The following is a 23,081-nucleotide window of genomic DNA, read 5'->3' as shown; positions in this document are numbered from 1 at the left end:
GTGGAAAATACGTAGCTGACTGAAATAGCCACTCTGATAAAATTGGAGGTTCCCCTCTAGTTCAGGAAGGCTGCATAGCATGGATTCGTCACCGGACAAAAAAGAAGAATTACGCCAACAACTGCGTGCTGCAGCGCTCGAATACCACCAGCTTCCCCGTCCAGGCAAGATCAGCGTCACGCCGACCAAGGGCTTGCTGAACCAGCGCGACCTGGCGCTGGCCTACTCGCCGGGCGTCGCCGCTCCTTGCGAAGAGATCGTCAAGGACCCGGCAGCCTCCTACAAATACACCGCGCGCGGCAACCTGGTGGCCGTGATCTCGAACGGCACCGCCGTGCTGGGCCTCGGCAACATCGGCCCGCTGGCCTCCAAGCCCGTCATGGAAGGCAAGGGCGTGCTGTTCAAGAAGTTCGCCGCGATCGACGTGTTCGACATCGAGATCGCCGAAAACGATCCGGATAAACTGGTCGACATCATTGCCTCGCTCGAGCCGACCTTCGGCGGCGTCAACCTGGAAGACATCAAGGCGCCCGAGTGCTTCTACATCGAGCGCAAGCTGCGCGAGCGGATGAAGATCCCGGTCTTCCACGACGACCAGCACGGCACCGCGATCATCGTCGGCGCGGCCATCCTGAACGGCCTGAAGGTGGTGGGCAAGGATATCAAGGGATGCAAACTGGTGGTCTCGGGCGCGGGCGCGGCGGCCCTGGCCTGCCTCGACCTGATCGTCGACCTCGGCTTCCCGATCGAGAACATCTATGTCACCGACCTCGCCGGTGTCGTCTACAAGGGCCGTCTCGAGCTGATGGACCCGGACAAGGAACGTTTCGCACAAGACACGCCGTACCGCACGCTGTCGGAAGTCATTCCCGGTGCCGACATCTTCCTCGGCCTGTCGGCCGGGGGCGTCCTGAAGCCGGAGATGGTCGCCGCGATGGGGCCGAACCCGCTGATCCTGGCGCTGGCGAACCCGAATCCGGAAATCCTGCCGGAAGACGCGAAGGCCGTGCGCGGCGACGTCATCATCGCCACCGGCCGGTCGGACTATCCGAACCAGGTCAACAACGTCCTGTGCTTCCCGTACATCTTCCGCGGCGCCCTCGATTGCGGCGCGACGACGATCACGCGCGAAATGGAAATCGCCGTCGTGCACGCCATTGCCGACCTGGCCCATGCCGAGCAGTCCGACGTCGTGGCCACCACCTACGGCATCAACAACCTGTCCTTCGGCCCGGAATACCTGATCCCGATGCCCTTCGATCCGCGCCTGCTGACCCATATCGCGCCGGCCGTGGCCAAGGCCGCGATGGACGGCGGGGTCGCCGCGCGTCCGATCGCGGACCTGGAAGCCTATACCGAGAGCCTGCAGCAGATCGTCTATCGCAGCGGTTCGTTCATGAAGCCGCTCTTCCAGGTCGCCAAGAGCACCCCGCCCGAGATGAAGCGCATCGTCTACGCCGAAGGCGAGGACGAACGCGTGCTGCGCGCGGTGCAGGTGGTGGTCGACGAGAAGCTGGCGCGCCCGATCCTGGTGGGCCGCCCGGCGGTGCTCGAGCAGCGCATCGAGAAGTTCGGCCTGCGCCTGAAGCTGGGCGTGCATTTCGACGTCATCAACCCCGATTTCGACGAGCGTTACCGCGACTACTGGCAGACCTATCACCAGATGGTCATGCGCAAGGGCGTGACCGCGGACATGGCCAAGCTGGCCATGCGCCGCCGCCATACCCTGATCGGCGCGATGATGATCCACAAGGGCGACGCCGACGGCATGATCTGCGGCACCTACGGCACCACCTGGACCCACCTGGACTTCATCGACAAGGTGCTGGGCAAGCGCGCCGGCACCAAGGTGTACGCGGCGATGAATTTCATCATCACCGAGGAACGCCAGCTGGCGATGGTCGACACCCACGTCAACGAGAATCCGAACGCCGACGAACTGGCCGAGATCACGATCATGGCGGCCGAGGAACTCGAGCGCTTCGGCATTACCCCGCGCGTGGCGCTGCTGTCGCATTCGAACTTCGGCACCTCCGACAGCGAGTCGGCGCAGAAGATGCGCGCCACGCTGGCGCTGGTGCGGGAAAAGGCGCCGAACCTGGAGATCGACGGCGAGATGCACGGCGACGCGGCGCTCGATTCGAAGCTGCGCGCCAAGATCATGCCGCAGTCGTCGCTCAAGGGCGACGCCAACATGGTGGTGATGCCGAACATCGAGTCGGCCAACATCGCCTACAACCTGCTCAAGACGGCCGCCGGCAACGGCATCGCGGTCGGCCCGGTACTGCTCGGTTGCGCCAAGCCGGTACACATCCTGACCCCCTCGGCCACGGTACGCCGCATCGTCAACATGACGGCCCTGTGCGTCGTCGATGCCGTATCGAACCGTTGAACTTACTTAGGCAATGCGTGCGGGCGAAAGTTCGGCCCGTCTGAACCCATGTTGAGCAGGACTTGCAGGCGAGCGTGCTCGCCTGTCTTTTCGGGCCGTCTCACGTAACAATCCGTAAGCACCTACCCCTGGGCTTGTATTTCGGCCAATAATGCGCTGCCGATGCGCCTGTTGTTATGTTGCACCGCACCCTTACGGCGCATGCTCCTCTGTTACAATTGGCGGTTGTCAGAAACGTATACGTCGCGCACGACACTTATCCGGAATTTCACATCATGCAGAAAGCAACAAAAAGAGCGGTCATCACGGGTATCACCGGCCAGGACGGCGCCTATCTGGCGCAGTTGCTGCTAGAGAAGGGTTACCACGTCACCGGTACTTTCCGCCGTGCCAGCTCGACCAATTTCTGGCGTATCGAAGAACTCGGCATCCAGGCACATCCGAACCTGTCGCTGGTCGAATACGACCTGACCGACCTGGCATCGAGCCTGCGCCTGATCCAGACCGCGGAACCGGATGAGGTCTACAACCTGGCGGCGCAAAGCTTCGTCGGCGTTTCCTTCGACCAGCCGCTCACCACCGCGTCGATTACCGGCCTGGGCGCCGTCAACCTGCTCGAGGCGATTCGCCTGATCAACCCGAAGATCCGCTTCTACCAGGCGTCGACCTCGGAAATGTTCGGCAAGGTCCAGGCCATCCCGCAAATCGAGGACACCCCGTTCTATCCGCGCAGCCCGTACGGCGTGGCCAAGCTGTACGCGCACTGGATGACGATCAACTACCGCGAGAGCTACGGCATCTTCGGCGCCTCGGGTATCCTGTTCAACCACGAATCGCCGCTGCGCGGCCGTGAATTCGTCACGCGCAAGATCACCGACTCGGTCGCCAAGATCGTCCAGGGCAAGCTCGACGTGCTCGAACTGGGCAACCTCGACGCCAAGCGCGACTGGGGCTTTGCCAAGGAATACGTGGAGGGCATGTGGCGCATGCTGCAGGTCGACGAGCCAGATACCTTCGTGCTGGCCACCAACCGTACCGAAACCGTGCGCGACTTCGTCGACATGGCCTTCAAGGGCGCCGACGTCTCGCTGGAATGGACCGGCAGCGGCGAGAACGAATCGGGCCAGTGCACCCGGAGCGGCAAGACCCTGGTGCGCATCTCGCCGAAATTCTACCGTCCCGCCGAAGTCGATCTCCTGATCGGCAACCCGGAAAAAGCCAGGCGCGTGCTGGGCTGGGAGCCGAAGACCAGCCTCGAGGAGCTGTGCCAGATGATGGTCGACGCCGACCTGCGCCGCAACGAGCAGGGCTTCTCGTTCTGACATGAGCGCCGCGATGCATGATTTCCGGTGTGACCCGGCCGCACGTGAAGGCGAGGGCAAGCGCGCCCTGATCACCGGCCTGCGCGGCTTCACCGGCGCATACGTGGCGCGCGAACTGGAAGCGGCCGGGTACCGCGTATTCGGCACGGCCATGCCGGGCGACGATAGCGGCTCCGGCATGCTGCCGGTCGACCTGTGCGACCGCGATGCCGTCGCTGCGATGGTCGAGCAGGTCGAGCCGGACGTGGTCGTGCACCTGGCCGGCATCGCCTTTGTCGGCCATAGCGACGTCGCGCAAATCTACCGCGTCAACGTGGTCGGCACGCGCAACCTGCTCGAGGCCTTGGCCGGGGCGCGCCACAAGGCGTCCAGCGTGCTGCTGGCTTCGTCGGCCAACATCTACGGCAACGCCAGCGTGCCCGTCATCGACGAAGGCGTGGTGCCGGCGCCGGCCAACGACTACGCCGTCAGCAAGCTGGCCATGGAATACATGGCGCGCCTGTGGATGGACAAGCTGCCGATCGTCATCGTGCGCCCCTTCAATTACACCGGCCGGGGGCAGAGCGAGAGTTTCCTGCTGCCGAAGATCGTGGCGCATTTCCGCCGCCGCGAACGCCGCATCGAACTGGGCAACCTGGCGATCGCGCGCGACTTCTCCGACGTCCGCATGGTCGCGCGCAGCTATCGCCGTCTGCTGGCGGCGGCGCCCAGCGGCGAAGCCTTCAATGTCTGCTCCGGCCGCAGCCACTCGCTGGCCGAAGTGATCGACCTGAGTTCCGACATCGCCGGCTACCGCATCGAAGTGCAGGTCAATCCTGCGTTCGTGCGCGCCAACGACGTCCTTACACTGTCGGGGAGTAACGACAAGCTGGCCAGGGTCATCGGGCCGCTCGAAGCGCCTCCATTACTGGATACCTTGCGCTGGATGTACCAGGGCTGACCATGGGCGGGCCGCAGTCCCGCGCACGACCAGCCCGGGTTGCCCTCAGCGCGCCGCGGTCGCAGGCCTGTTCTTTTCCGATCGTACCTATGCGCGTCCTTCACTTCTACAAGACCTATTATCCCGACAGCGTCGGCGGCATCGAGCAAGTCATCCGCCAGATGTGCGTCGGCACCGGCCGCCTCGGGGTGGCCAATACCGTGCTGTCGCTGTCGCGCGAAAAGGACCTGGCGCCGATCGCCTTCGAGGGCCATACCGTGCACCGCGTTCCGCTCGACTTCGAGCTGGCCTCAAATGCCTGCTCGATTTCCTCGCTCGGCGCGCTGGCGCGCCTGGCGCGCCAAGCCGACGTCGTGCACTACCATTTCCCGTGGCCGTTCATGGACCTGGCCCACTTCATCGCGCGCGTCAAGAAGCCGACCGTGGTCACCTACCACTCCGACATCGTGCGCCAGAAGAAGCTGCTGCGCCTGTACCAGCCGCTCAAGCAGCGTTTCCTGCGCAGCGTCGACGCCATCGTCGCGACCTCGCCGAACTACATGGAATCGTCGCCGGTGCTGGGGCGCTACCGTGACAAGACCCGCATCATCACCTACGGCCTGGACCAGGGCACCTATCCGCAGCCGGACCCGGCGCTTCTCGCGCACTGGCGCGAGCGGATCGGCCCGAAGTTCTTCCTGTTCGTCGGCGTGCTGCGCTATTACAAGGGCTTGCATGTGCTGCTCGAGGCGGTCGCCGACACCGATTATCCGGTGGTGATCGTCGGCGCCGGGCCCGAGGAAGCGGCACTGAAGATCCAGGCCATGCGCCTGGGCTTGAAGAACGTGGTCTTTGTCGGCGCCGTCGGCGAGGACGACAAGGTGGCCCTGCTGACCCTGTGCTACGCGCTGGCTTTCCCCTCGCACCTGCGCTCGGAAGCGTTCGGCATTTCGCTGCTGGAAGGGGCGATGTTCGGCAAGCCGCTGATCTCCTGCGACATCGGCAGCGGCACTACCTATATCAACATCGATGGCGAGACCGGGCTGGTGACGCCGCCGGACGATCCGCGCGCCCTGCGCGCGGCCATGCGCACGCTGTGGGACAACCCGGAGATGGCACGCGACATGGGCGCGCGCGCCGCGGCCCGCTTCGAGGCGGTGTTCACGGCCGAGCAGATGGCGAGCGGTTACCTTGCCCTGTACCGCGAACTGGTGGCGCGCCACAGCGCCAGGTCGGGCGCCGTCGCGCCGGCTGTGGCGGTCCTGCCTCCAAGCCGCGACTGAGGCTCAGGCCGCTTCCGCCCAGCGCTCGCGCACGGTGCGGATCGCCGGCAGCTGGGCAACGAACAGGTCGATCAGCCCCGGATCGAAGTGCTTGCCCTTTTGCTGGAGCATGTACTCGATCGCTTCCTGTTCGGTCCAGGCGCGTTTATAGGGCCGGATCGAGGTCAGGGCGTCGAACACGTCGGCAATGGCCACGATGCGCCCGGTGAGCGGGATCGCGTCGCCGGCCAGTCCGTTCGGATAGCCGCTGCCGTCGTACTTCTCGTGGTGGGTAAGGGCGATCTCGCGCGCCAGCGCCAGCATGCCGTCGCTGTGCTCGCCAATGATCTCGGCGCCGATCGTCGCGTGGCTCTGCATCACCTTCCATTCATCCGGGTCGAGCGGCCCGGTCTTTTGCAGGATACGGTCGGGAATGCCGATCTTGCCGACGTCGTGCATCGGCGCGGCATGCAGCAGCTCGTCCGCTTCCCGCTCCGTCATGCCGGCCGCCAAGCCCAGGATCTGCGAGAAATGGCTCATGCGGATCACGTGCAGGCCGGTCTCGTTGTCCTTGTATTCCGCGGCCAGGCCCAGGCGCTGGACGATTGCCAGGCGCGAGGCTTTCAATTCTTCCATCCGCACCAGCGACAAGTGGGTACGCACGCGCGCGCGCACCACCGGCGGGCTGACCGGCTTGGTGATGTAGTCGACCGCGCCGGCCTCGAAGCCTTCCAGTTCGTCGGCAGTATCGGCCAGGGCGGTCACGAACACCACCGGAATCGGCGCCGTCAGCGGATTGGCCTTCAGGGCCGCGCACACTTCGTAGCCGCTCATCCCCGGCATCATCACGTCCAGCAGCACCAGGTCCGGACGCTCCTTGTTCGCCAGTTCGAGCGCGCGGGCGCCGTCCTTCGCGAACAGCAGGCGGTAGTGGTCCTGCAGGATCTGGCGCAGCAACTGCAGGTTGCTCGCTTCGTCGTCGACCGCCAGGATCAGCGGCTTGTTGCCGGTCATGCTCATTCCATCGTTTCCCGTGGCATTGAATTGTCGTGCTGCTTCTCGTGTTGCTCGAGTTCCTCGAGCGCGGCGTCGAGCTGCCGCTGGGCGAGGTCGAAATCGAAATCGGCCAGCGCCGCCTGGACCTGGGTCACGCGCGCGGCCAGCGGATGCCCGGAAAGGGCCGCGGCCAGGCCGGCCAGGGCGGCGTCGTCGAGCGCGCCGCGTGCCAGGACGTCACGCAGCACGCGCCCGGCGCGCAGCGCGCGCGGCAGGTCGGCCGCATGCGGCGCCGGAGCCGGCTTGCTGGCCGCGAGCGGGCGGTCGGCGCGGATCGTCCGGATCGCCTCGGCATGCGTCGCCGCGGCATGGGCCAGGGCTTCGGGCAGCAGCGCCACGCCAGCCAGCGCCTGGCCCTGGTCGCCTTCGGCCAGGACCTCCAGCCCGGCCAGCGCGTCGGCCAGCAGTTCGAGACCGACGTTGGCGGCCACGCCGCGCGCCTTGTGCGCCAGCATGCGCAGCGACGGATAGTCGGCGCTGTCGAGGAAGCCGCGCAGGAACTGCGGCAGCATCGCATGCTGGCTGTGGAAGTGTTCCAGCGCCTCGCGGTAGGCGTCTTCCTCGCCACCCCAGCGGTGCAGGGCGGCGCGCCGGTTCAGGACCTGGCGCTCGAGCACCGGCGCCACATCCGGCCCCGGGGCGCCGGCCCCCAGGCCCAGCACCCGTGCGATCTCGTGCGACAGGGTGACCCAGTCGACCGGCTTGGAGACGAAGCCGTCCATGCCCACCTCGAGACTGGCGCGGCGGTGTTCGGCCAGCACGCTGGCGGTCATCGCAATGACCGGGATGCGCGCGCGGCCGGCCGCCAGCGCCTGCTCGCGGATGCGGCGCGTGGCGCTCAGGCCGTCAAGCACCGGCATCTGGAAGTCCATCAGGATCAGGTCGAATTCCTGGCGCGCGGCCAGGTCGGCCACCGCGGCGCCGTCGGAGGCGGTCGTCAACGTGTGGCCGCGGCGCGCCAGCAGCAGCTGCAGCAGCTCGAGGTTTTGCGGCACGTCGTCGGCCGCCAGCACGCGCAGCGGCGGCAGGACGGCGGCGGTGCGCACGCGCGCCTGCTGCGGCGCGAAGCGCGACACCACCAGCGGCAGTACCACGTGGAAGGTCGTGCCTTCGCCGATGACGCTCTCGGCCCAGATCTTCCCGCCCATCAGCTCGACAAGCTGCTTGCTGATCGTGGTGCCGAGCCCGGTGCCGCCGAACCGGCGCGTCATCGAAGCGTCGGCCTGGGTGAAGGGGTCGAAGATCGCCTCCAAGCGGTCCTGCGCGATGCCGATGCCGGTGTCCTTCACGCTGAAGTGGAGCATGCCGTCCTGCGCCTCGGCGCGCAGGCCGACGGTGCCGGCGCCGGTGAACTTGATCGCGTTGTCGAGCAGGTTGGTCAGGACCTGGCGGATGCGCAGCTCGTCGCCGCGCAGGTTGGTCGGCAGCGCCGGGTCGTAATGGATGTCGACCTGCAAGCCCTTGGCGCGCGCATTGGCCGCCAGCGTCGAGGACAGTTCGTCGATCAGGGACAGCAGGTTGAAATCGTTGAGCTCGAGTTCGACCGCGCCTTTTTCCAGTTTCGCCGTGTCGAGGATTTCGTTGAGCAGGCGCAGCAGCGAGCGGCCGTTGCTGCGCACCGTGTCGAGGTGGCGGCGCTGGTCGGGCGCCAGGTCGCCGTCGAGCAGCACGTCGGTAAAGCCCAGGATCGAGTTCATCGGCGTCCGGATCTCGTGGCTCATGTTGGCGACGAAGCTGGCGCGCGCGGCGGCGGCCTGTTCGGCCGCGTCCTTCGCTTCGCGCAGCGCATCTTCCATCTTGCGGCGCTCGCTGATATCGAGGATCACGCCATCGAGCCAGGTCAGTTCGCCCGCTTCGTTGCGTACGCCGGTGCCGTTTTCCCACAGCCAGCGGGTGGAGCCGTCGGCATGCAGCAGCCGGTATTCGACCAGGTAAGGACGCTCTTCCTGCAGCGCCGCCGCAATCGCCCCGGACACGCGCACGCGGTCGGCGGCGTGGATCAGGGCGCCGAAGCAGCGCCGCGGCGCCGCACCCGGCGGGTCGCCCAGGAAGTCGCGCGCGGGATAGCCGGCCACGCGCTCGACGGCCTCGCTGATGAAGACCATCGGATGCGCGCCCTCGATCCGGCTGCGGTAGGAAATGCCGGGGATGGTGCCGATCAGGGAGCGGAACTGGGTTTCGCTGGCGCGCAGGGCCGCCACCATTTCGCGCCGTTCGGTGATGTCGGTGACAAAACAGACGAAGAGCTCGCGCTCGTCCAGGCGCGCATGGCCGACCGCGACACGGATCGGCACCAGGCTGCCGTCGCGGCGCACGGCCTCGACTTCGGCGTTGTTGGGCGCGGCGTGGGCGCTGCTGTCGCGCAGGTAGCCGAGCAGGCCGCCTTCGTTGCTGCGCCTGGCGTCGGTCATCAGGAGACGGATGTTCCCGCCCACGATCTCGTCGCGCTTCCAGCCGAAGATCTTCTCGGCCGAAGCATTGAATTCCTCGATCCTGCCGCTGCGGTCGATCGTGATCACGCCATCGACGGTGGTGGTGAGCAGGGCGCGCATCCAGGCTTCGCTGCGCGAGAGTTCGACGTAGAGCTGGCGGTAGCGCAGCAGGCCGTTGGCGCCGAGCACGACGACCGTGAACAGGACCGTGATCAGGGAAACCGCCAGCGCCAGGAACGTGGTGTTCGACGCCGCCGCCGCGTTCGGGTCGACCGTGCCGACGAAGCGCGCGGCGGCCATGCCGGTGTAGTGCATGCCGGTGATGGCGCAGCCCATGACGACGGCGGCCAGCAGCAGGCGTTTGCCTTCCGACAGGCTGCGCAGGCGGGTCAGGCCGAAGCGTACCCAGAGCGCCAGCGTCGACAGCACGACCGCCACCACGATCGACAGGGCGAAGGTGAGCGGTTCGTAGCGCAGGTCGAGGCGCATCTGCATCCCGGCCATGCCCGCATAGTGCATCGTGCCGATACCGGCGCCCACCAGTACGCCGCCCATGACGAGGGTGCCGGTGCCGATGCGCTCGCGCGCGATCAGGTTCAGCGCCAGGTAGCAGGCGCCGATGCTCGGCAGGTTCGACAGGATCGTGATCATCGGGTCGTAGTCGACCTGGGTGCACAAATTAAAGGCCAGCATGCCGATGAAGTGCATGGCCCAGACGCCGGCGCCGAGCGCCAGGCTGCCGGTAAACAGGAAGAGCTTGCGTTGACGCGTCTGCTGGCGCGCCTGCCCGGCAACCTGCAGGCCCATCCAGGACGCAAAGATCGCCATCAGTAATGACAAGGCGACCAGCTTCGGGTCATAGGTTCCATAACTAAACAACGAAGGATCACTTGGCAAGGTGAAGAGCGACATGGCATTCCAACGGGAAAGGCGCCCAAGGAGGGCGGCGATATCGTCAGTATGGCACTTTCTTTGTGGAAAGTCTTTTCGTGAAATGCTGAAATTGCCGAACGCACAATTAAATTGTCGCGCAGTTACCACCATATGGACGAGCACCCTGGCAAGATACCGGATAGCAGGATGCCGATCGGGTATGCTGCGTCCATAGGGAGATTTTTGTGCTGCACGAACGGGTTTCTTAATGTCCATTCGACAACTTCCAAGGGCGGCCTTGGCCGTGACGCTGCTGTGCGCCGCCGCAATGACCGACGCCGATACGCGCGTCGAGTCGGCGTCGCTGTACATCACGACCGAGACCGCAGCGCCGTCGAGCATGCAGGACAGCGAGGGCAAGGTCGTCGGCATCTCGACCGACAAGGTGCGCGCCGCCATGGAGCGCGCCGGCCTTGCCTATACCATCGAGCTGCTGCCCTGGAAACGGGCCTACGCCGCCGCGCGCGACCGGCCCGATGCCTGCGTCTACTCGGCCACCCGCACGCCCGAGCGCGAGCCGCTGTTCAAATGGGTGGGCCCGGTCGACAGCGCGGAATGGGTGCTGATGGCGCATGCCAACCGCCGCTTTTCGCTGCGCACCCTGGAAGACGCGCGGCCTTACCGGATCGGCACCTACAACGGCGACGCGCGCGACGATTTCCTGCGCAGCCGGGGTTTCCGGGTCGACTCCGCGCCCAACGATCTGACCAATCCACGCAAGCTGCTGCTCGGACGCATCGACCTGTGGGCCGCCTCGCTGCGCGTCGGCAGTCCCGTGCTCGAACAGAACGGCTGGGCCGGGCAGATCGTGCCGGTACTGGTGTTCAACCGCGTCGACGTTTTCCTGGCCTGCAACCGCGCGGTGCCGGACGAGGTGATCGGGCGCCTGAACGCGGCGTTCCTGGCGCTCGAACGGGACGGCACGATGCGGCGGGTGGAGCGCTCGTACGATCAATGGTCGGTGCAATCGGCCAAATAGGCGATCGCGCATACCTGCGTGCGCATGGCCCGCCCGGCGCTCGATGGCGGGCCAGGACGATGGTGATCGACCGGCATTGCCGCCGCAAAGCAAAAACCCGCGTTCTCCAGGGGAGAACGCGGGTTTTTTCATATTCGTGCGTCGTGGTGCCGGGAGCCGGAATCGAACCGGCACGCCTTGCGGCGCGGGATTTTGAGTCCCGTGCGTCTACCTATTCCGCCATCCCGGCAACGCGCTCCGCATTATCGCTGATTTGGATTGTAGCGGCAACACTTTCCCTGTTTGAAAGATCAGCGCCCCGCGGGAGCGGCGACGGCGCGGCTGCGGGCGCCGTGCCGGCCAGGGCGGCCTGCAAGGTGCGCAGGGTGGGGATCGGGCCGATGACTTCCAGCGAGTGCCGGCCAATGCGCACGTGGACCGCCTGGCCGCGCCAGGCGCCGCGGCCGGCCCTGACGTAGCGGATGCACTCGAGGCTGCCGGACGCCTGGGTGAAACCCATTTCGCCAAGCGTGCGGTCGAGCATGGAGCGCATGTGCCGGGCATGGAAGCGGGTGCTGATGTCGAGGCGGCCGGGGGCGCGTGCGCACAGTGGCAGGGCCAGGCCGGCCAGCACCGGCAGCACGATGCAGGCCAGCGGCGCAGCGGGGTCGAGCGCGCGCAGCGCCAGCACCAGCAGCGGCGTGCCGAGCGCCATCGTCAGGCCATAGGCGGTCCAGGGCGACAGGCCGCGCAGGCCCGAATGCGGCGCCCCCACGATTTCAGAGAACATTACGCTTTTCATGGTGTCTCCTTTCTTAGAGGGCGGATGGGGGTCGGCAGGCGCCTTTGCCATTGTCGGCCCCGCTTGCGTCCTGGCGTTGACGTGACTCAAACAAGCTGGCGGGACGCTGCCTGGGCAGGGCGCGACCCGGCCCGCTGGCACGTCGACATGCGCGAAGCGGCGTTAACTTGCCGATGGAGACACCATGAAACGATCATTGTTCGTGCCGGGGGCCGTGCTCTCGGCCATCCTTCCGGTCGCGCTGGCGGGCGCATCGCCGGCGCGGGCGCAAGCGCTCGAACGCAGCGTGGCGGTGAGCACGGTGCCCGACGGGGCGGGCGGCTTCAATGCCTTCTTCGGCGACGCGTTCAACGCGGCCGACAGCGGCAGCGGCTTCACCGGCCTGTTCACGTTCGAGGTCGCCGGCACGCCGTTCGACGCCAGCGCGTCCACCACCTCGTCCTTCCTCGATTCGCCGGGCTCGAAAGACCTGTCGATCACGGCCCTGAGCCTGTACCGCTACGATCCGCGGACCCTGAACGTGATCGGCAACGCGGTGGCCGGCATCGACCTGACCGGCTCGGGCGACAATCCGGTCGATTCCTGGGCGGTGACCGGCTTGAACCTTGCGAGCGGCGCGTATGCGATCCGCGTCGACGGGCGAGTGGCGGGTACGGCCGGGGGCAGCTTCGGCGGCGACCTGAGCGTGTCGCCGGTGCCGGAGGCGCCGTTCCACGCCTTGCTGCTGGCAGGCCTGGCGGGCGGCGCGCTGGCCTGGCGCCGCGGCTTGGCGCTGCCGCCGGCGGCAAGGGAAAGGCCGCCTGGACGGGCGGCTTGAGGAGGGGGGCGCCCGCTCAGCGCGCGCGCCGGTACAGGCGGAACCGTTCGTTGCGGTCGGAGGCGCGCCGGCCTTCCCACAACAGCGTGGCGCCGCGTGCGTTCCAGTCGCGGAACAGCGCGCGGTCGTCGCGCGTTTTGACATTGTCTTGCAGCAGGACGTAATCGCATCGGCCGCCTTCCATGCCGGCGAAGGGCAGGCGCCCGTAAAACGCGAACGAGGCGCGCTGCGGCGGGCCGACATTGGTGTCGATGCAGTTCGCGTCATGCGGCAGCTTGGCGGCGATGGCCTGGGCCACGCCGGCGTAGCTCTTGCTGTAGTTCAGGTCCGGCAGGAACAGGGTCATCAGGAGCACCCACAGCAGGATCAGGCCGCTCGAGGACAGCACCACCGCGCGCCACAGTACGGTGCGCTGGCGCGAGACGCGCCAGCGCACGAGCCAGATCCAGCCGACCGAAACGGCGGCCGCCACCGTGAAGGCGACGAGCCCGAATTCGGGCGTGAAGCCCGGCACCAGTTTCAAGGCATTGTGCGACAGCTTGGCCGGCCAGCCGGTCAGCTTGGCGATCCAGAACAGCCAGACCAGGGCCGCGAGCGTCGTCAAGGCCATCACCGAGAACCAGTCGATGGCGTTGATCGCCCCGCGCTTCATGGTCGGCAGGCCGAAGGCGGCCATCAGGGCCAGCGGCGGCAGCAGTTTCAGCAGGTCGCCGTTCTCGGGCGACGGGTCGCACAGGGACAAGGCGGTCAGCGCCCCCAGGAAGGTGAGCGGCAGCACGATGTGCAGCATGTTTTCCTGGCGCCGCCAGGCCCAGATCGCCCAGCCGGCAAACGGCCAGGCCGGCCAGAAGAACCAGACCCCGACCCGGAAGAAGGCCTTGATCGCCACCCAGCCCGGCAGGGCCAGTTGCGCGATGTTCGCGTCGAACCACGCGCCCACCGGCGACTGGCCGTAGGGCTGCGCCAGGCTCGCCGGCACGATCCACACCAGCGTCAGGGCCAGCGCGGCGGCGGCGGCCAGCAGCATGTGGCGCAGCGCGCTGGCGGCCGGAATATGGAAGAAGCGCGTGCACAGCAGCAGCGCCAGCAGCAGGGCCAGCGGCGACAGCGGGCCGCGCGCGAGCGCCAGCGCGCCCAGCGACAGGCCGACCAGGGCGGCGTTGCGCGCGCTGGCCGTTTCGATATAGCGCACCGCGCGGTACAGGAAATAGGCGACCAGCGAGCCTTGCAGCGTGACGGCCAGGGTTTCGTGGCTGTACAGCAGCAGGCCGAGCGAACCGAGGTAGACCAGGACCGTGGTATCGGCCAGGGTGCGGCCATAGGCGTCCGGTTCGGGCTGGCCGCCGAAGGCCAGGCGCAGCGGCTGCGCTTCGGGGCGGCGCCCGAGGTGGAAGGCGGTGTACCAGAGCGACATGCCGCCCATGACGAAGAAGCCGAGATTGGACACGCGCGCGGCCAGCACGTCGCCCAGCAGCCAGCCGAACAGCTTGATGCAGATGGCGCCCAGCCAGAAGGCGAGCGGGCCGTCCTCGAGGGCGGGCAGGCCGGCGATGTTCGGGTACAGCCAGTCGTCCAGGGTGCCGCGCGCCATCGTCCACATGATGCCGAAGCTGCCGGCGTCGTCCTTCCACGGATCGCGACCGATCAGGCCCGGCAGGATATACAGCAGGCCGAGCGCGAACAAGGCCCAGCGCGGCAAGGCCAGCGTGGCGGCAGCGGGGAGGCGGACTGGTTTCATCGATAAGTCGGATGCGTGGAATGAAGGTCGCGCTAGTATAACGGCGAATAGAAGACGAAAAAAAAGAAGCCGGGAATCGGCTTCTGGTTCCCGGCTTCATTGCGAGGCCCGTGCGGGCAGCGACAGCCCGCGAGGGGCTGTTGGGCGAATTTACCCTTGGTCGTTCGCGACGGCGGTCTTCGAACCGACAGCGCCGAACTTCTGGCGGAACTTCTCGACGCGGCCAGCGGTGTCGACGATCTTGTGCTTGCCGGTGAAGAATGGGTGCGATTCAGCCGACACCTCGATCTTGATCAGCGGGTAGTCCTTGCCTTCGAAGTTGATCGTTTCGCGGGTAGCGATGGTCGAGCGGGTGATGAATTTGAAGTCGCACGACATGTCCTGGAAGACAACTTCGCGGTAATCTGGATGGATTTCGTTTTTCATGGTTCTGCCTTGGGTAGGTTTGGTAGCCAAACAGCACTTCGTCGGTCGTCTTGCTTCGTGACCCGATTGCCGCTCACTTGCCAGGGTGAGTACTGCTGAACCGGCGATTATAAATCGCCCTGCGTCCCCAGGCAAGCTTTTGGCGTCCTGCTGTTAGCGCTAAGTAGTAATGTCCCCTCTCTGCTAAGTAGAGATGTCCCCTAGGATGCGTTCTAGGGGAGGATGGGATCGTGATCAAGATGACGGCCAAGGACGTGCTGCGTAGCCAGGTGATGGCACAGGTAGTGGAAGGAAAGCTGGATCAAGCCAGTGCAGCGAGCAGGCTGGGAATCAGCGTGCGACAGGTCAAGCGCTTGAAACGGCGCCTGCAAGACGAGGGGACGCAGGGCCTGCTGAGTCAGAAGCGTGGCGTGCCATCGAACCGGCGCACGCCGCCGGAGATGATGGCCAAGGCGGCCGCTCTAATCAGGAAGCACTACGCCGATTTCGGGCCGACACTGGCATGCGAGAAGTTGCAAGAGCTGCATGAGATCAAGCTGTCCGTGGAAACGGTGCGCCAGGCAATGCTGGGTGCAGGTTTATGGAAAGCCCGGCGCGGCGCCGGCATACGCACCCACGCGATACGTGAGCGTGGCGCAAGGCGTGGCGAACTGATCCAGATTGATGGCTCCCCGCACGACTGGTTCGAGGGGCGTGCGCCGCGCTGCTGCCTGCTGGTGTTCATCGATGACGCGACCAGCGAAGTGCAGCCCGCCGACCGTGGACTTGCGTTGCGTGGTGCCGACGTGACCATCGTAACCCACCCTGCCAGCCCAACCGAAGTGCTCTGGCAAGGGCGTGTCTTGCCCCATACGCTCAGCAGCAAAGCGATCAGGCAACAAGAGGCTGTCGACGGCAAGGAGGTCAACAGGAAGGTCGACCGCGCGCTGAGCCGGCGTACCCCACCGCAGCCGGTCGGCCACCCTTGGAAAAAGAAAATGTCCACCGCCCCGGGAAAGGCGCCGCCATGCGCTCAGTTCGAGCACACCAAGGCGCCTTTAGCCTTGGCTCCTGCTTCCTGAAGCGAGCCCCAGGGGACATTTCTACTTTGCAGAACAGGGGACATTTCTATTTAGCGTTGACAGCTTTTGGCGTCCTGCATGCGCGGCGGCCACATAAAAAAAGGCAGCCGAGGCTGCCTTCCTGGATGCTTTCGACTGGATCAGCCGCCGCGCCGCATCATGTCGAAGAACTCGATATTCGTCTTCGTCGCACGCATCTTGTCGAGGATGAACTCCATCGCTTCGATCTCGTCCATCGAGTACAGCAGCTTGCGCAGGATCCAGATCTTTTGCAGCTGGTCCGGCTTGATGAGCAACTCTTCGCGGCGCGTGCCCGACTTGTTCAGGTTGATCGCCGGGTAGACGCGCTTCTCGGCCAGGCGGCGCTCGAGGTGCACTTCCATGTTGCCGGTGCCCTTGAATTCTTCGTAGATGACGTCGTCCATGCGCGAGCCGGTTTCGATCAGGGCGGTCGCGACGATGGTCAGCGAGCCGCCTTCTTCGACGTTGCGGGCGGCGCCGAAGAAGCGCTTCGGACGCTGTAGCGCGTTGGCGTCGACGCCGCCGGTGAGGACCTTGCCCGAGGCAGGGATCACGGTGTTGTAGGCGCGCGCCAGGCGGGTGATCGAGTCGAGCAGGATCACGACGTCCTTCTTCATTTCGACCAGGCGCTTGGCCTTTTCCAGCACCATCTCGGCGACCTGCACGTGACGCGTGGCCGGTTCGTCGAACGTGGAGGCGACGACTTCGCCGCGCACCGATCGCTGCATTTCCGTCACTTCTTCCGGACGCTCGTCGATCAGGAGCACGATCAGGGTGACGTCGGGGTGGTTCGAGGTGATCGCGTGGGCGATGTGCTGCAGCATGACCGACTTGCCCGACTTCGGCGAAGCGACCAGCAGGCCGCGCTGGCCCTTGCCGATCGGCGAGATCAGGTCGACGATGCGGCCTGTGATGTTCTCGGCGCCGTTCATGTCGCGCTCGAGGCGCAGCGGCTCGTTCGGGTGCAGCGGCGTCAGGTTTTCAAACAGGATGCGGTGCTTCGAGGCTTCGGGCGACTCGCCGTTGACCTTGTCCACCTTGACCAGGGCGAAATAGCGTTCGCCGTCTTTCGGCGTGCGTACTTCGCCTTCGATCGAGTCACCCGTATGCAGGTTGAAGCGGCGAATCTGCGACGGCGAGATATAGATATCGTCGGTCGAGGCCATGTAGCTCGCATCGGGAGAGCGCAGGAAGCCGAAGCCGTCCGGCAGGACTTCGAGGGCGCCGTCGCCGAAGATCTGCTCGCCGGACTTGGCGCGCTTCTTCAGGATCGCGAACATCAGTTCCTGCTTGCGCAGGCGGGCTGCGTTGTCGATGTCGAGGCCGATGGCCATCTCCAGCAGCGCGGAGACGTGCATTGCCTTCAGTTCAGATAAGTGCATGTTGTGTGGGTGTCCCGTGACGGGAAGGTAAAGGTAGGGGAGGGAACGACGTGGATATAAATTTAACTGCGTTAAACTGCGTCGAGGTGGGGAGCGGTCGGAGCCGACCGGATTCCCGCCCGGACAATGGCGGCAGCGCGGGCGCGCTGCCGCCGCTATGCGATTCTTTTTAGATGTTGCTGTCGATGAAGGCGGTCAGCTGGCCTTTGGCCAATGCGCCGACTTTTTGCGCAGCGACTGCACCGTCCTTGAACAGGATCAGGGTCGGAATGCCGCGAATGCCGAACTGGGCCGGTACGGCCTGGTTGGCGTCGACGTCCATCTTCGCGATCGTGATCTTGCCATCGTATTCCTTGGCGACTTCTTCGAGGATCGGGGCGATCATCTTGCACGGACCGCACCACTCGGCCCAGAAATCGACCAGTACCGGACGCTCGGATTTGAGCACGTCGGTTTCGAAAGAAGCATCGCTGATGTGTTTAATGTTTTCGCTCATGTTTTCCTCAAAGAGAGGTAAGGATCAATGTACGCCTGGCGACTGCCGATCAACGGCTCGTCCGGCTTCCGCTTACTGATAAAACTGGCTGCAGCACAATGGTGGAGGCAAAGTGCGCTAACTCAATGGGAAGGGCGTCTGGAGGACGTCAGGCGGGGGATTTAGGCCGAATCATACCTTATTTTCCCAAAAGGTGTTCAGGCGTTTGTACAAAATCCTAACACGCCACTGCCGAGCGCAATTGCCCGAGCGCGAAGGGCGTTGCGCAAGACAGCCGCCACGTCCTACCGGAGCGCCCGCGCCGGTGATCGACTGCCAGTGATTATCCGCGAGAACGGGTCCGCGCGGCCTGCCGTGTTTAAAATATCCTGGCCGGGTAGCGCGCGTCCTGCGTCAACCCACCTTTCCCGTAAATTGGATCAGGTGGCCGGGATGCCACATCGTGACCACCGAGGCGACCCGGCCCTGGGAGGTGGTCCTGCGTTTGAGGACCAGGCAGGGGGTGCGGCCGTCGATGCCGAGCAGGTCCGTCACTTCGCGCGGCGCGCCCAGGGCTTCCAGGCTGTAGCTTGCGTCTTGCAGCGGGGCGACGGCCATCAGGTGTTCGTTCGGCGTGATGCTGGCGAAATCCTGCTCCAGGTAGGCAGGCGCGCAGGCCGGGTTGACCCAGCGGTCTTCGAGCTGGATCGGCACCTCGTTCTCGAAATGCACGATCAGGGAATGAAATAGCGGCGTGCCCGGCGCCAGGCCGAACTGCAGCGCCAGCGCCTCGGTCGCCGCGGCTTGTTCGAGCAGGTGCAGGCGGCTCGCGTGGCGGTGGCCGCGCGCGCGCACTTCGTCGGCGATGTTGCGGATCTCGACCAGCGTCGCCTGGTACTTGCGCGGCGCAACATAGGTACCCGAACCCTGGCGCCGGGTGAGCACCTGCTCGGCCGTCAGCTCGCGCACGGCGCGGTTGACCGTCATGCGCGAGACGCCGAACTGGCGCACCAGGGCCTGTTCGGACGGCACCAGGTCGCCTTCCTTCCAGCGCCCGGTGGCGATTTCGCCGACCAGGTAGTCCTTGATGCGCTGGAAGATGGGGGTGCTCGCTGGCGCGCTCGACTCGATCAAACTGCTCTCCGAAAGGCGATAATGATGAGGATTGAATGCCTGATTCTAGCATCGCGAATTCGAAAGCAAGGCGCGAGTTGCGGGACAAAACCTGGCATGCCAGGATCGGGCCATTCACCTTCGACCGGAATGCGCCATGAAGATTGACTCCACCGCAGCATCCCCTGCCAGCGCCTATGCCAGCGACGAGGCGCGCTGGCGCGCCGTGCAGGGCCGCGACGCCGCCGCCGACGGCCTCTTCTATTACTCGGTGCGCACGACCGGCGTCTACTGCCGCCCCTCGTGCGGCGCCCGTACCGCGTTGCGCGCGAACGTCGCTTTCCACGCCAGCTGCGCGGCGGCCGAAAGCGCCGGCTTTCGCGCCTGCCTGCGCTGCAAGCCGGACCGGGCGCCGCTGGCCGAGCGCCAGGCGCAGGCCGTGGCCGAAGCCTGCCGCATCATCGACGCGCAGGGCGAGGCGCCCGACCTGGACGCGGTGGCGCAGGCGGTCGGCATGAGCCGCTTCCACTTCCAGCGCGTGTTCAAAGCCTGTGCCGGCGTGACGCCGAAGGCCTATGCCGCGGCGCGCCGGGCCGACCGCGTGCGCGCCGCGCTGGCGACGGGCGGCAGCGTCACCGATGCGCTGTACGCGGCCGGCTTCCGATCGAGTTCGCGCTTTTACGCCGGCAGCGAGGCGATGCTCGGCATGGCGCCCGCGCGTTTCAAGGCGGGCGGCGCCGGCGAGGAGATCCGTTTTGCCGTGGGCGCCTGTTCGCTCGGCGCGATCCTGGTGGCCGCGACCGAACGCGGCATTTGCGCGGTGCTGATGGGGGACGATCCGGAGCTGCTGGTGCGCGATTTGCAGGGCCGCTTTTCAAAGGCGCGGTTGATCGGCGCCGACGGTGCGTTCGAGCAGACCGTGGCGCAAGTGATCGGCCTGGTCGAAGCGCCGCGCATCGGCCTGGATCTGCCGCTCGACGTGCGCGGCACGGCGTTCCAGCAGCGCGTGTGGGCGGCCCTGCGCGCGATTCCGGCGGGCGAGACGGTCAGTTATACCGAGCTGGCCCGGCGCATCGGCGCGCCCGCCGCCGTGCGCGCAGTGGCGGGGGCCTGCGCTGCCAATCCGGTGGCGGTCGCCATTCCCTGCCACCGCGTGGTGCGTCACGATGGCGGCTTGTCGGGATACCGCTGGGGGGTCGAGCGCAAGGCCCTGCTGCTCGCCCGCGAAACCTAGTTCAGCGCTGCCGCGCTTCCTGCGCCAGCGTCTGCGCCAGGCGCGCCCGCCCGGCCTCGGCATAGCTGCGGCAGGCAGCCGGATCGACCAGCGCCGCCTTGCCCCTGGCCTGGCGCTCGAACAAGCGGCTCGCCTCTGGATGCGCCGTCACCAGGATGTCGCAGGGCAGGGCCGCCACGCGCGCGATCGAGCGTTCCACGTCGGCCTTCGCGGCCGGATATGCCGCGCTGCCGCTGTAGCGGAAGCCGCCGGCGCTGACGGCGTTCATGCTGTCCGCATACACCATGTTCAGGGCCTTGCCGTTCTCGACCGCGATCCAGGTCCAGCTCATGCCGCCCCGGGTGTGACCCGGCGTATAGAGCGCCTTCACGCGCAGCGGGCCCACCGTCACCAGTTCGCCGTCGGCGACGGCCTTCACCCTGGCCACCGGCTCCATGTCCGGCAGGCCGCCGTATTGCGGATCGCCCGGGTCGGGCTTGCCCGATTCCAGCACCTGCCCGGCGTGCGGGCTGGTCATGACCGTCGCGCCGCTCAGGCGCTGCAGGGCGGCGACGCCGCCGCTATGGTCGTAGTGCTCGTGCGACACCAGGATGGCCTTGATGTCCTCTACCCTGAAGCCGAGTGCGCGGATATGCGCCGCGATCTGCTGCGGCGACTTCGGGGTGCCGCTGTCGATCAGGATGTGGCCAGCGTGCGAGGTGATCAGCACGGAACTGACCCCATGCGGGCCGACGTAGTAACTGCCGCCGTACAGGGGAAAGGGTTGCTGCGGGGCGTCCCAGTCGGCGGCCGCGGCCAGCGGCAGGCAGGCGATGAAGCAGGCGAGTCGTTTCACGGGATTCCAGTTCGTCGAGGTGGATTGCTACGGGGACATCATAACGAAAAAAGGCCGACGGCAGGACACCGGCGGCCCCCAAGGCGCGGGGAGTTCGCTACACTTCTGTTTTGCATTTCATAAACGTGCAACCCCTATCACTTCGACGGAGAGTCCATGCAGCCCAGTCTCAAGCAGTGTTCCGCGTTCGTCCTTGCCGCCCTTGCCATGCTGGGCGCGCAGGCCGATACCGTGATCGTCAACGCCAACGGTTATACGCTGAACGCCAAGGGCGACCTGGTGCAATTCGCCGCGCTCGCCTTCGACGAGCAGGGCAAGATCCTGGCGGTCGGCACGGCCGCCGACGTACGGGCGAAAGCGCCCGGCGCGCGCCAGGTGGACGTGCAGGGCAAGACCGTGCTGCCGGGCCTGATCGACGCCCACGGCCACGTGTTCGGCCTGGGCCAGATGCTGACCCAGCTCGATTTGTCGCAGGCCACTTCGCTCGAGGGCGCCTTGGCGTCGATCGCCGCCTATGCGCGCGCCAACCCGACGCAGACTTGGCTGCGCGGGCGCGGCTGGAACCAGGAAAACTGGAAGCTGGGGCGCTTTCCGACCGCCGCCGACCTCGATCCGGTCGTGAGCGACAAGCCGGTCTGGTTCGAGCGCGTCGACAGCCACGCCGGCTGGGCCAACAGCCGCGCGCTGGCCGCGGCCGGCATCACCGATACCACCCCGGACCCGGCCGGCGGCAAGATCATGCGCGATGCGAACGGCAAGGCGACCGGGGTGCTGGTCGACGCGGCCCAGGACCTGGTCGTCAAGGTCATGCCGGCCCAGACCGAAGCCGAGGGCCGCGTGGCGCTTGAGCGCGCCCTCGGCGCAATGGCGAAAGTCGGCCTGACCGGGACCCACGACGCCGGCGTGGGCGTGGCCGAAGACCGCCTGTACCGCGCCTACGCCGACGCGGGCAAGCTGACCGCGCGCATCTACGGCATGATCGGCGGCACCGACGCCGACTTCGATGCGCTGGCCAAGGACGGTCCCCTGAAAACCCATGCCAGGGACATGTACGCGCTGCGCGCGGTGAAGCTGTATTCGGACGGCGCCCTGGGCAGCCGCGGCGCCGCGCTGATCAAGCCCTACAGCGACGAACCGCATTCGCATGGCCTGCTGTTCTTCAAGCAGGCCGAGATGAACGCCAGGATGAAAAAGGCGATGGCGCGCGGCTACCAGGTCAACGTGCACGCGATCGGCGACGCCGGCAACAAGCAGATCCTCGACATCTACAAGAAGGAACTGGGCGCGACGAAAAGCGCGGCCCAGCGCCATCGCATCGAACACGCCCAGGTCGTGGCGCCAGCCGACATCGCGCGTTTCAAGGCCCTCGGCATCATCCCGTCGATGCAGCCGACCCATGCGACCTCCGACAAGAACATGGCCGAGCGCCGTGTCGGCGCCGAGCGTATCAAGGGGGCCTATGCCTGGCGCAGCTTCCTGCACCAGGGCTCGCGCATCGCCTGCGGTTCCGACTTCCCGGTCGAGTCGCCGAACCCCTTCTTCGGCATCCACGCGGCCGTCACGCGCCAGGATGCGGCAGGCCAGCCGATTGCCGGCTGGTACCCGAACCAGGCGATGTCGCTGAAGGAAGCGTTGCGCTGCTTCACGCTCGACGCCGCCTACGCTGGCCACGCCGAAAACAGCCTGGGCTCGCTGGAGCCGGGCAAGTGGGCCGACTTCATCGTCATCGACCGCGACCTGTTTACCATGCCGACCTACGACATCCACAAGACCGCCGTGCTGCAGACCTGGGTGGCGGGCAAGACGGTGTACACCTCGCAGTAAAGGTGTGACAAAATGGATTGACTGGCTTGTATAGACAACCTAGACTTCGTACGTATCCGGTGCGCGGAAGGGCCGCGCG

General features: G+C 66.2%; 18 protein-coding genes and 1 tRNA gene. 9 read left to right on the top strand and 10 right to left on the bottom strand.

Annotated features, from left to right (window positions below; genetic code table 11):
* Positions 1 to 79 precede the first annotated feature (79 nt).
* The 4 genes from ACFPOU_RS10350 (at position 80) to ACFPOU_RS10335 (ending at position 5,916) form a co-directional block, all read left to right on the top strand.
* The gene (locus ACFPOU_RS10350) at positions 80 to 2,392 is read left to right on the top strand and encodes an NADP-dependent malic enzyme (protein WP_379720306.1); all 2,313 of its coding nucleotides are present in this window, start codon (positions 80 to 82) and stop codon (positions 2,390 to 2,392) included.
* Between the two features lie 275 nt (positions 2,393 to 2,667).
* Positions 2,668 to 3,714 carry a GDP-mannose 4,6-dehydratase gene (gene gmd / locus ACFPOU_RS10345; RefSeq protein ID WP_379720303.1) on the top strand — a complete coding sequence of 349 codons (1,047 nt, stop codon included), beginning with the start codon at positions 2,668 to 2,670 and terminating at the stop codon, positions 3,712 to 3,714.
* Between the two features lie 13 nt (positions 3,715 to 3,727).
* On the top strand, positions 3,728 to 4,654 hold the full coding sequence (locus ACFPOU_RS10340) for an NAD-dependent epimerase/dehydratase family protein (protein WP_379720300.1): 927 nt from the start codon (positions 3,728 to 3,730) through the stop codon (positions 4,652 to 4,654).
* An 89-nt stretch (positions 4,655 to 4,743) separates the two neighbouring features.
* Complete coding sequence (locus ACFPOU_RS10335; protein ID WP_379720297.1) at positions 4,744 to 5,916, top strand: glycosyltransferase family 4 protein; 1,173 nt, start codon at positions 4,744 to 4,746, stop codon at positions 5,914 to 5,916.
* Positions 5,917 to 5,919: 3 nt separating this feature from the next.
* Here the strand turns inward: ACFPOU_RS10335 and ACFPOU_RS10330 are convergent, their stop codons facing one another.
* Together ACFPOU_RS10330 and ACFPOU_RS10325 are read right to left on the bottom strand one after the other, a co-directional pair.
* Positions 5,920 to 6,915, bottom strand: a complete 996-nt coding sequence (locus ACFPOU_RS10330; protein WP_379720294.1) for a response regulator — start codon at positions 6,913 to 6,915, stop codon at positions 5,920 to 5,922.
* The gene (locus ACFPOU_RS10325; protein ID WP_379720291.1) at positions 6,912 to 10,295 is read right to left on the bottom strand and encodes an MHYT domain-containing protein; all 3,384 of its coding nucleotides are present in this window, start codon (positions 10,293 to 10,295) and stop codon (positions 6,912 to 6,914) included. Before ACFPOU_RS10325 ends, ACFPOU_RS10330 begins: the two co-directional genes overlap by 4 nt.
* A 229-nt stretch (positions 10,296 to 10,524) precedes the next feature.
* Between ACFPOU_RS10325 and ACFPOU_RS10320 the strand changes: the two genes are divergently transcribed.
* The gene (locus tag ACFPOU_RS10320) at positions 10,525 to 11,295 is read left to right on the top strand and encodes a substrate-binding periplasmic protein (protein WP_379720289.1); all 771 of its coding nucleotides are present in this window, start codon (positions 10,525 to 10,527) and stop codon (positions 11,293 to 11,295) included.
* Between the two features lie 144 nt (positions 11,296 to 11,439).
* On the opposite strand, the gene ACFPOU_RS10315 is transcribed toward ACFPOU_RS10320, so the two are convergent.
* Positions 11,440 to 11,524, bottom strand: a tRNA-Leu gene (locus ACFPOU_RS10315).
* Positions 11,507 to 12,076: a hypothetical protein gene (locus ACFPOU_RS10310; protein WP_379720286.1), complete on the bottom strand. Its 570-nt coding sequence runs from the start codon at positions 12,074 to 12,076 to the stop codon at positions 11,507 to 11,509. Before ACFPOU_RS10310 ends, ACFPOU_RS10315 begins: the two co-directional genes overlap by 18 nt.
* A gap of 184 nt (positions 12,077 to 12,260) precedes the next feature.
* Between ACFPOU_RS10310 and ACFPOU_RS10305 the strand changes: the two genes are divergently transcribed.
* Positions 12,261 to 12,893, top strand: a complete 633-nt coding sequence (locus ACFPOU_RS10305; protein ID WP_379720283.1) for an FxDxF family PEP-CTERM protein — start codon at positions 12,261 to 12,263, stop codon at positions 12,891 to 12,893.
* A 16-nt stretch (positions 12,894 to 12,909) separates the two neighbouring features.
* On the opposite strand, the gene ACFPOU_RS10300 is transcribed toward ACFPOU_RS10305, so the two are convergent.
* Positions 12,910 to 14,631, bottom strand: a complete 1,722-nt coding sequence (locus ACFPOU_RS10300) for an ArnT family glycosyltransferase (RefSeq protein ID WP_379720280.1) — start codon at positions 14,629 to 14,631, stop codon at positions 12,910 to 12,912.
* A 150-nt stretch (positions 14,632 to 14,781) separates the two neighbouring features.
* On the bottom strand, positions 14,782 to 15,057 hold the full coding sequence (locus ACFPOU_RS10295) for a type B 50S ribosomal protein L31 (RefSeq protein WP_379720277.1): 276 nt from the start codon (positions 15,055 to 15,057) through the stop codon (positions 14,782 to 14,784).
* Positions 15,058 to 15,296: 239 nt separating this feature from the next.
* On the opposite strand from ACFPOU_RS10295, the gene ACFPOU_RS10290 reads away from it, so the two are divergent.
* Positions 15,297 to 16,118, top strand: a complete 822-nt coding sequence (locus ACFPOU_RS10290) for a helix-turn-helix domain-containing protein (RefSeq protein ID WP_379720374.1) — start codon at positions 15,297 to 15,299, stop codon at positions 16,116 to 16,118.
* Positions 16,119 to 16,258: 140 nt separating this feature from the next.
* Here ACFPOU_RS10290 and rho read toward each other — a convergent pair whose 3' ends face one another.
* The 3 genes from rho to hutC form a co-directional block, all read right to left on the bottom strand.
* Positions 16,259 to 17,521, bottom strand: a complete 1,263-nt coding sequence (rho, locus tag ACFPOU_RS10285) for a transcription termination factor Rho (protein WP_192056178.1) — start codon at positions 17,519 to 17,521, stop codon at positions 16,259 to 16,261.
* A gap of 169 nt (positions 17,522 to 17,690) precedes the next feature.
* Positions 17,691 to 18,017: a thioredoxin TrxA gene (trxA, locus tag ACFPOU_RS10280; protein ID WP_379720274.1), complete on the bottom strand. Its 327-nt coding sequence runs from the start codon at positions 18,015 to 18,017 to the stop codon at positions 17,691 to 17,693.
* 393 nt (positions 18,018 to 18,410) lie between these two features.
* Positions 18,411 to 19,127 carry a histidine utilization repressor gene (hutC, locus tag ACFPOU_RS10275; protein ID WP_379720371.1) on the bottom strand — a complete coding sequence of 239 codons (717 nt, stop codon included), beginning with the start codon at positions 19,125 to 19,127 and terminating at the stop codon, positions 18,411 to 18,413.
* Positions 19,128 to 19,266: 139 nt separating this feature from the next.
* On the opposite strand from hutC, the gene ada reads away from it, so the two are divergent.
* Positions 19,267 to 20,343, top strand: coding sequence for a bifunctional DNA-binding transcriptional regulator/O6-methylguanine-DNA methyltransferase Ada (gene ada / locus ACFPOU_RS10270; protein WP_379720271.1), 1,077 nt, complete (start codon positions 19,267 to 19,269; stop codon positions 20,341 to 20,343).
* Between the two features lies 1 nt (position 20,344).
* On the opposite strand, the gene bla is transcribed toward ada, so the two are convergent.
* Positions 20,345 to 21,178: a subclass B3 metallo-beta-lactamase gene (gene bla / locus ACFPOU_RS10265; protein WP_379720268.1), complete on the bottom strand. Its 834-nt coding sequence runs from the start codon at positions 21,176 to 21,178 to the stop codon at positions 20,345 to 20,347.
* A gap of 156 nt (positions 21,179 to 21,334) precedes the next feature.
* Between bla and ACFPOU_RS10260 the strand changes: the two genes are divergently transcribed.
* Positions 21,335 to 23,002, top strand: a complete 1,668-nt coding sequence (locus ACFPOU_RS10260; RefSeq protein WP_379720265.1) for an amidohydrolase — start codon at positions 21,335 to 21,337, stop codon at positions 23,000 to 23,002.
* The last annotated feature ends 79 nt before the right edge of the window (positions 23,003 to 23,081 follow it).

The organism is Massilia jejuensis (genome assembly GCF_042656795.1).
Taxonomy (GTDB): domain Bacteria; phylum Pseudomonadota; class Gammaproteobacteria; order Burkholderiales; family Burkholderiaceae_D; genus Telluria; species Telluria jejuensis.
Note: the sequence above shows the minus strand (reverse complement) of the source record. Positions and strands in the feature narration are given on the sequence as shown.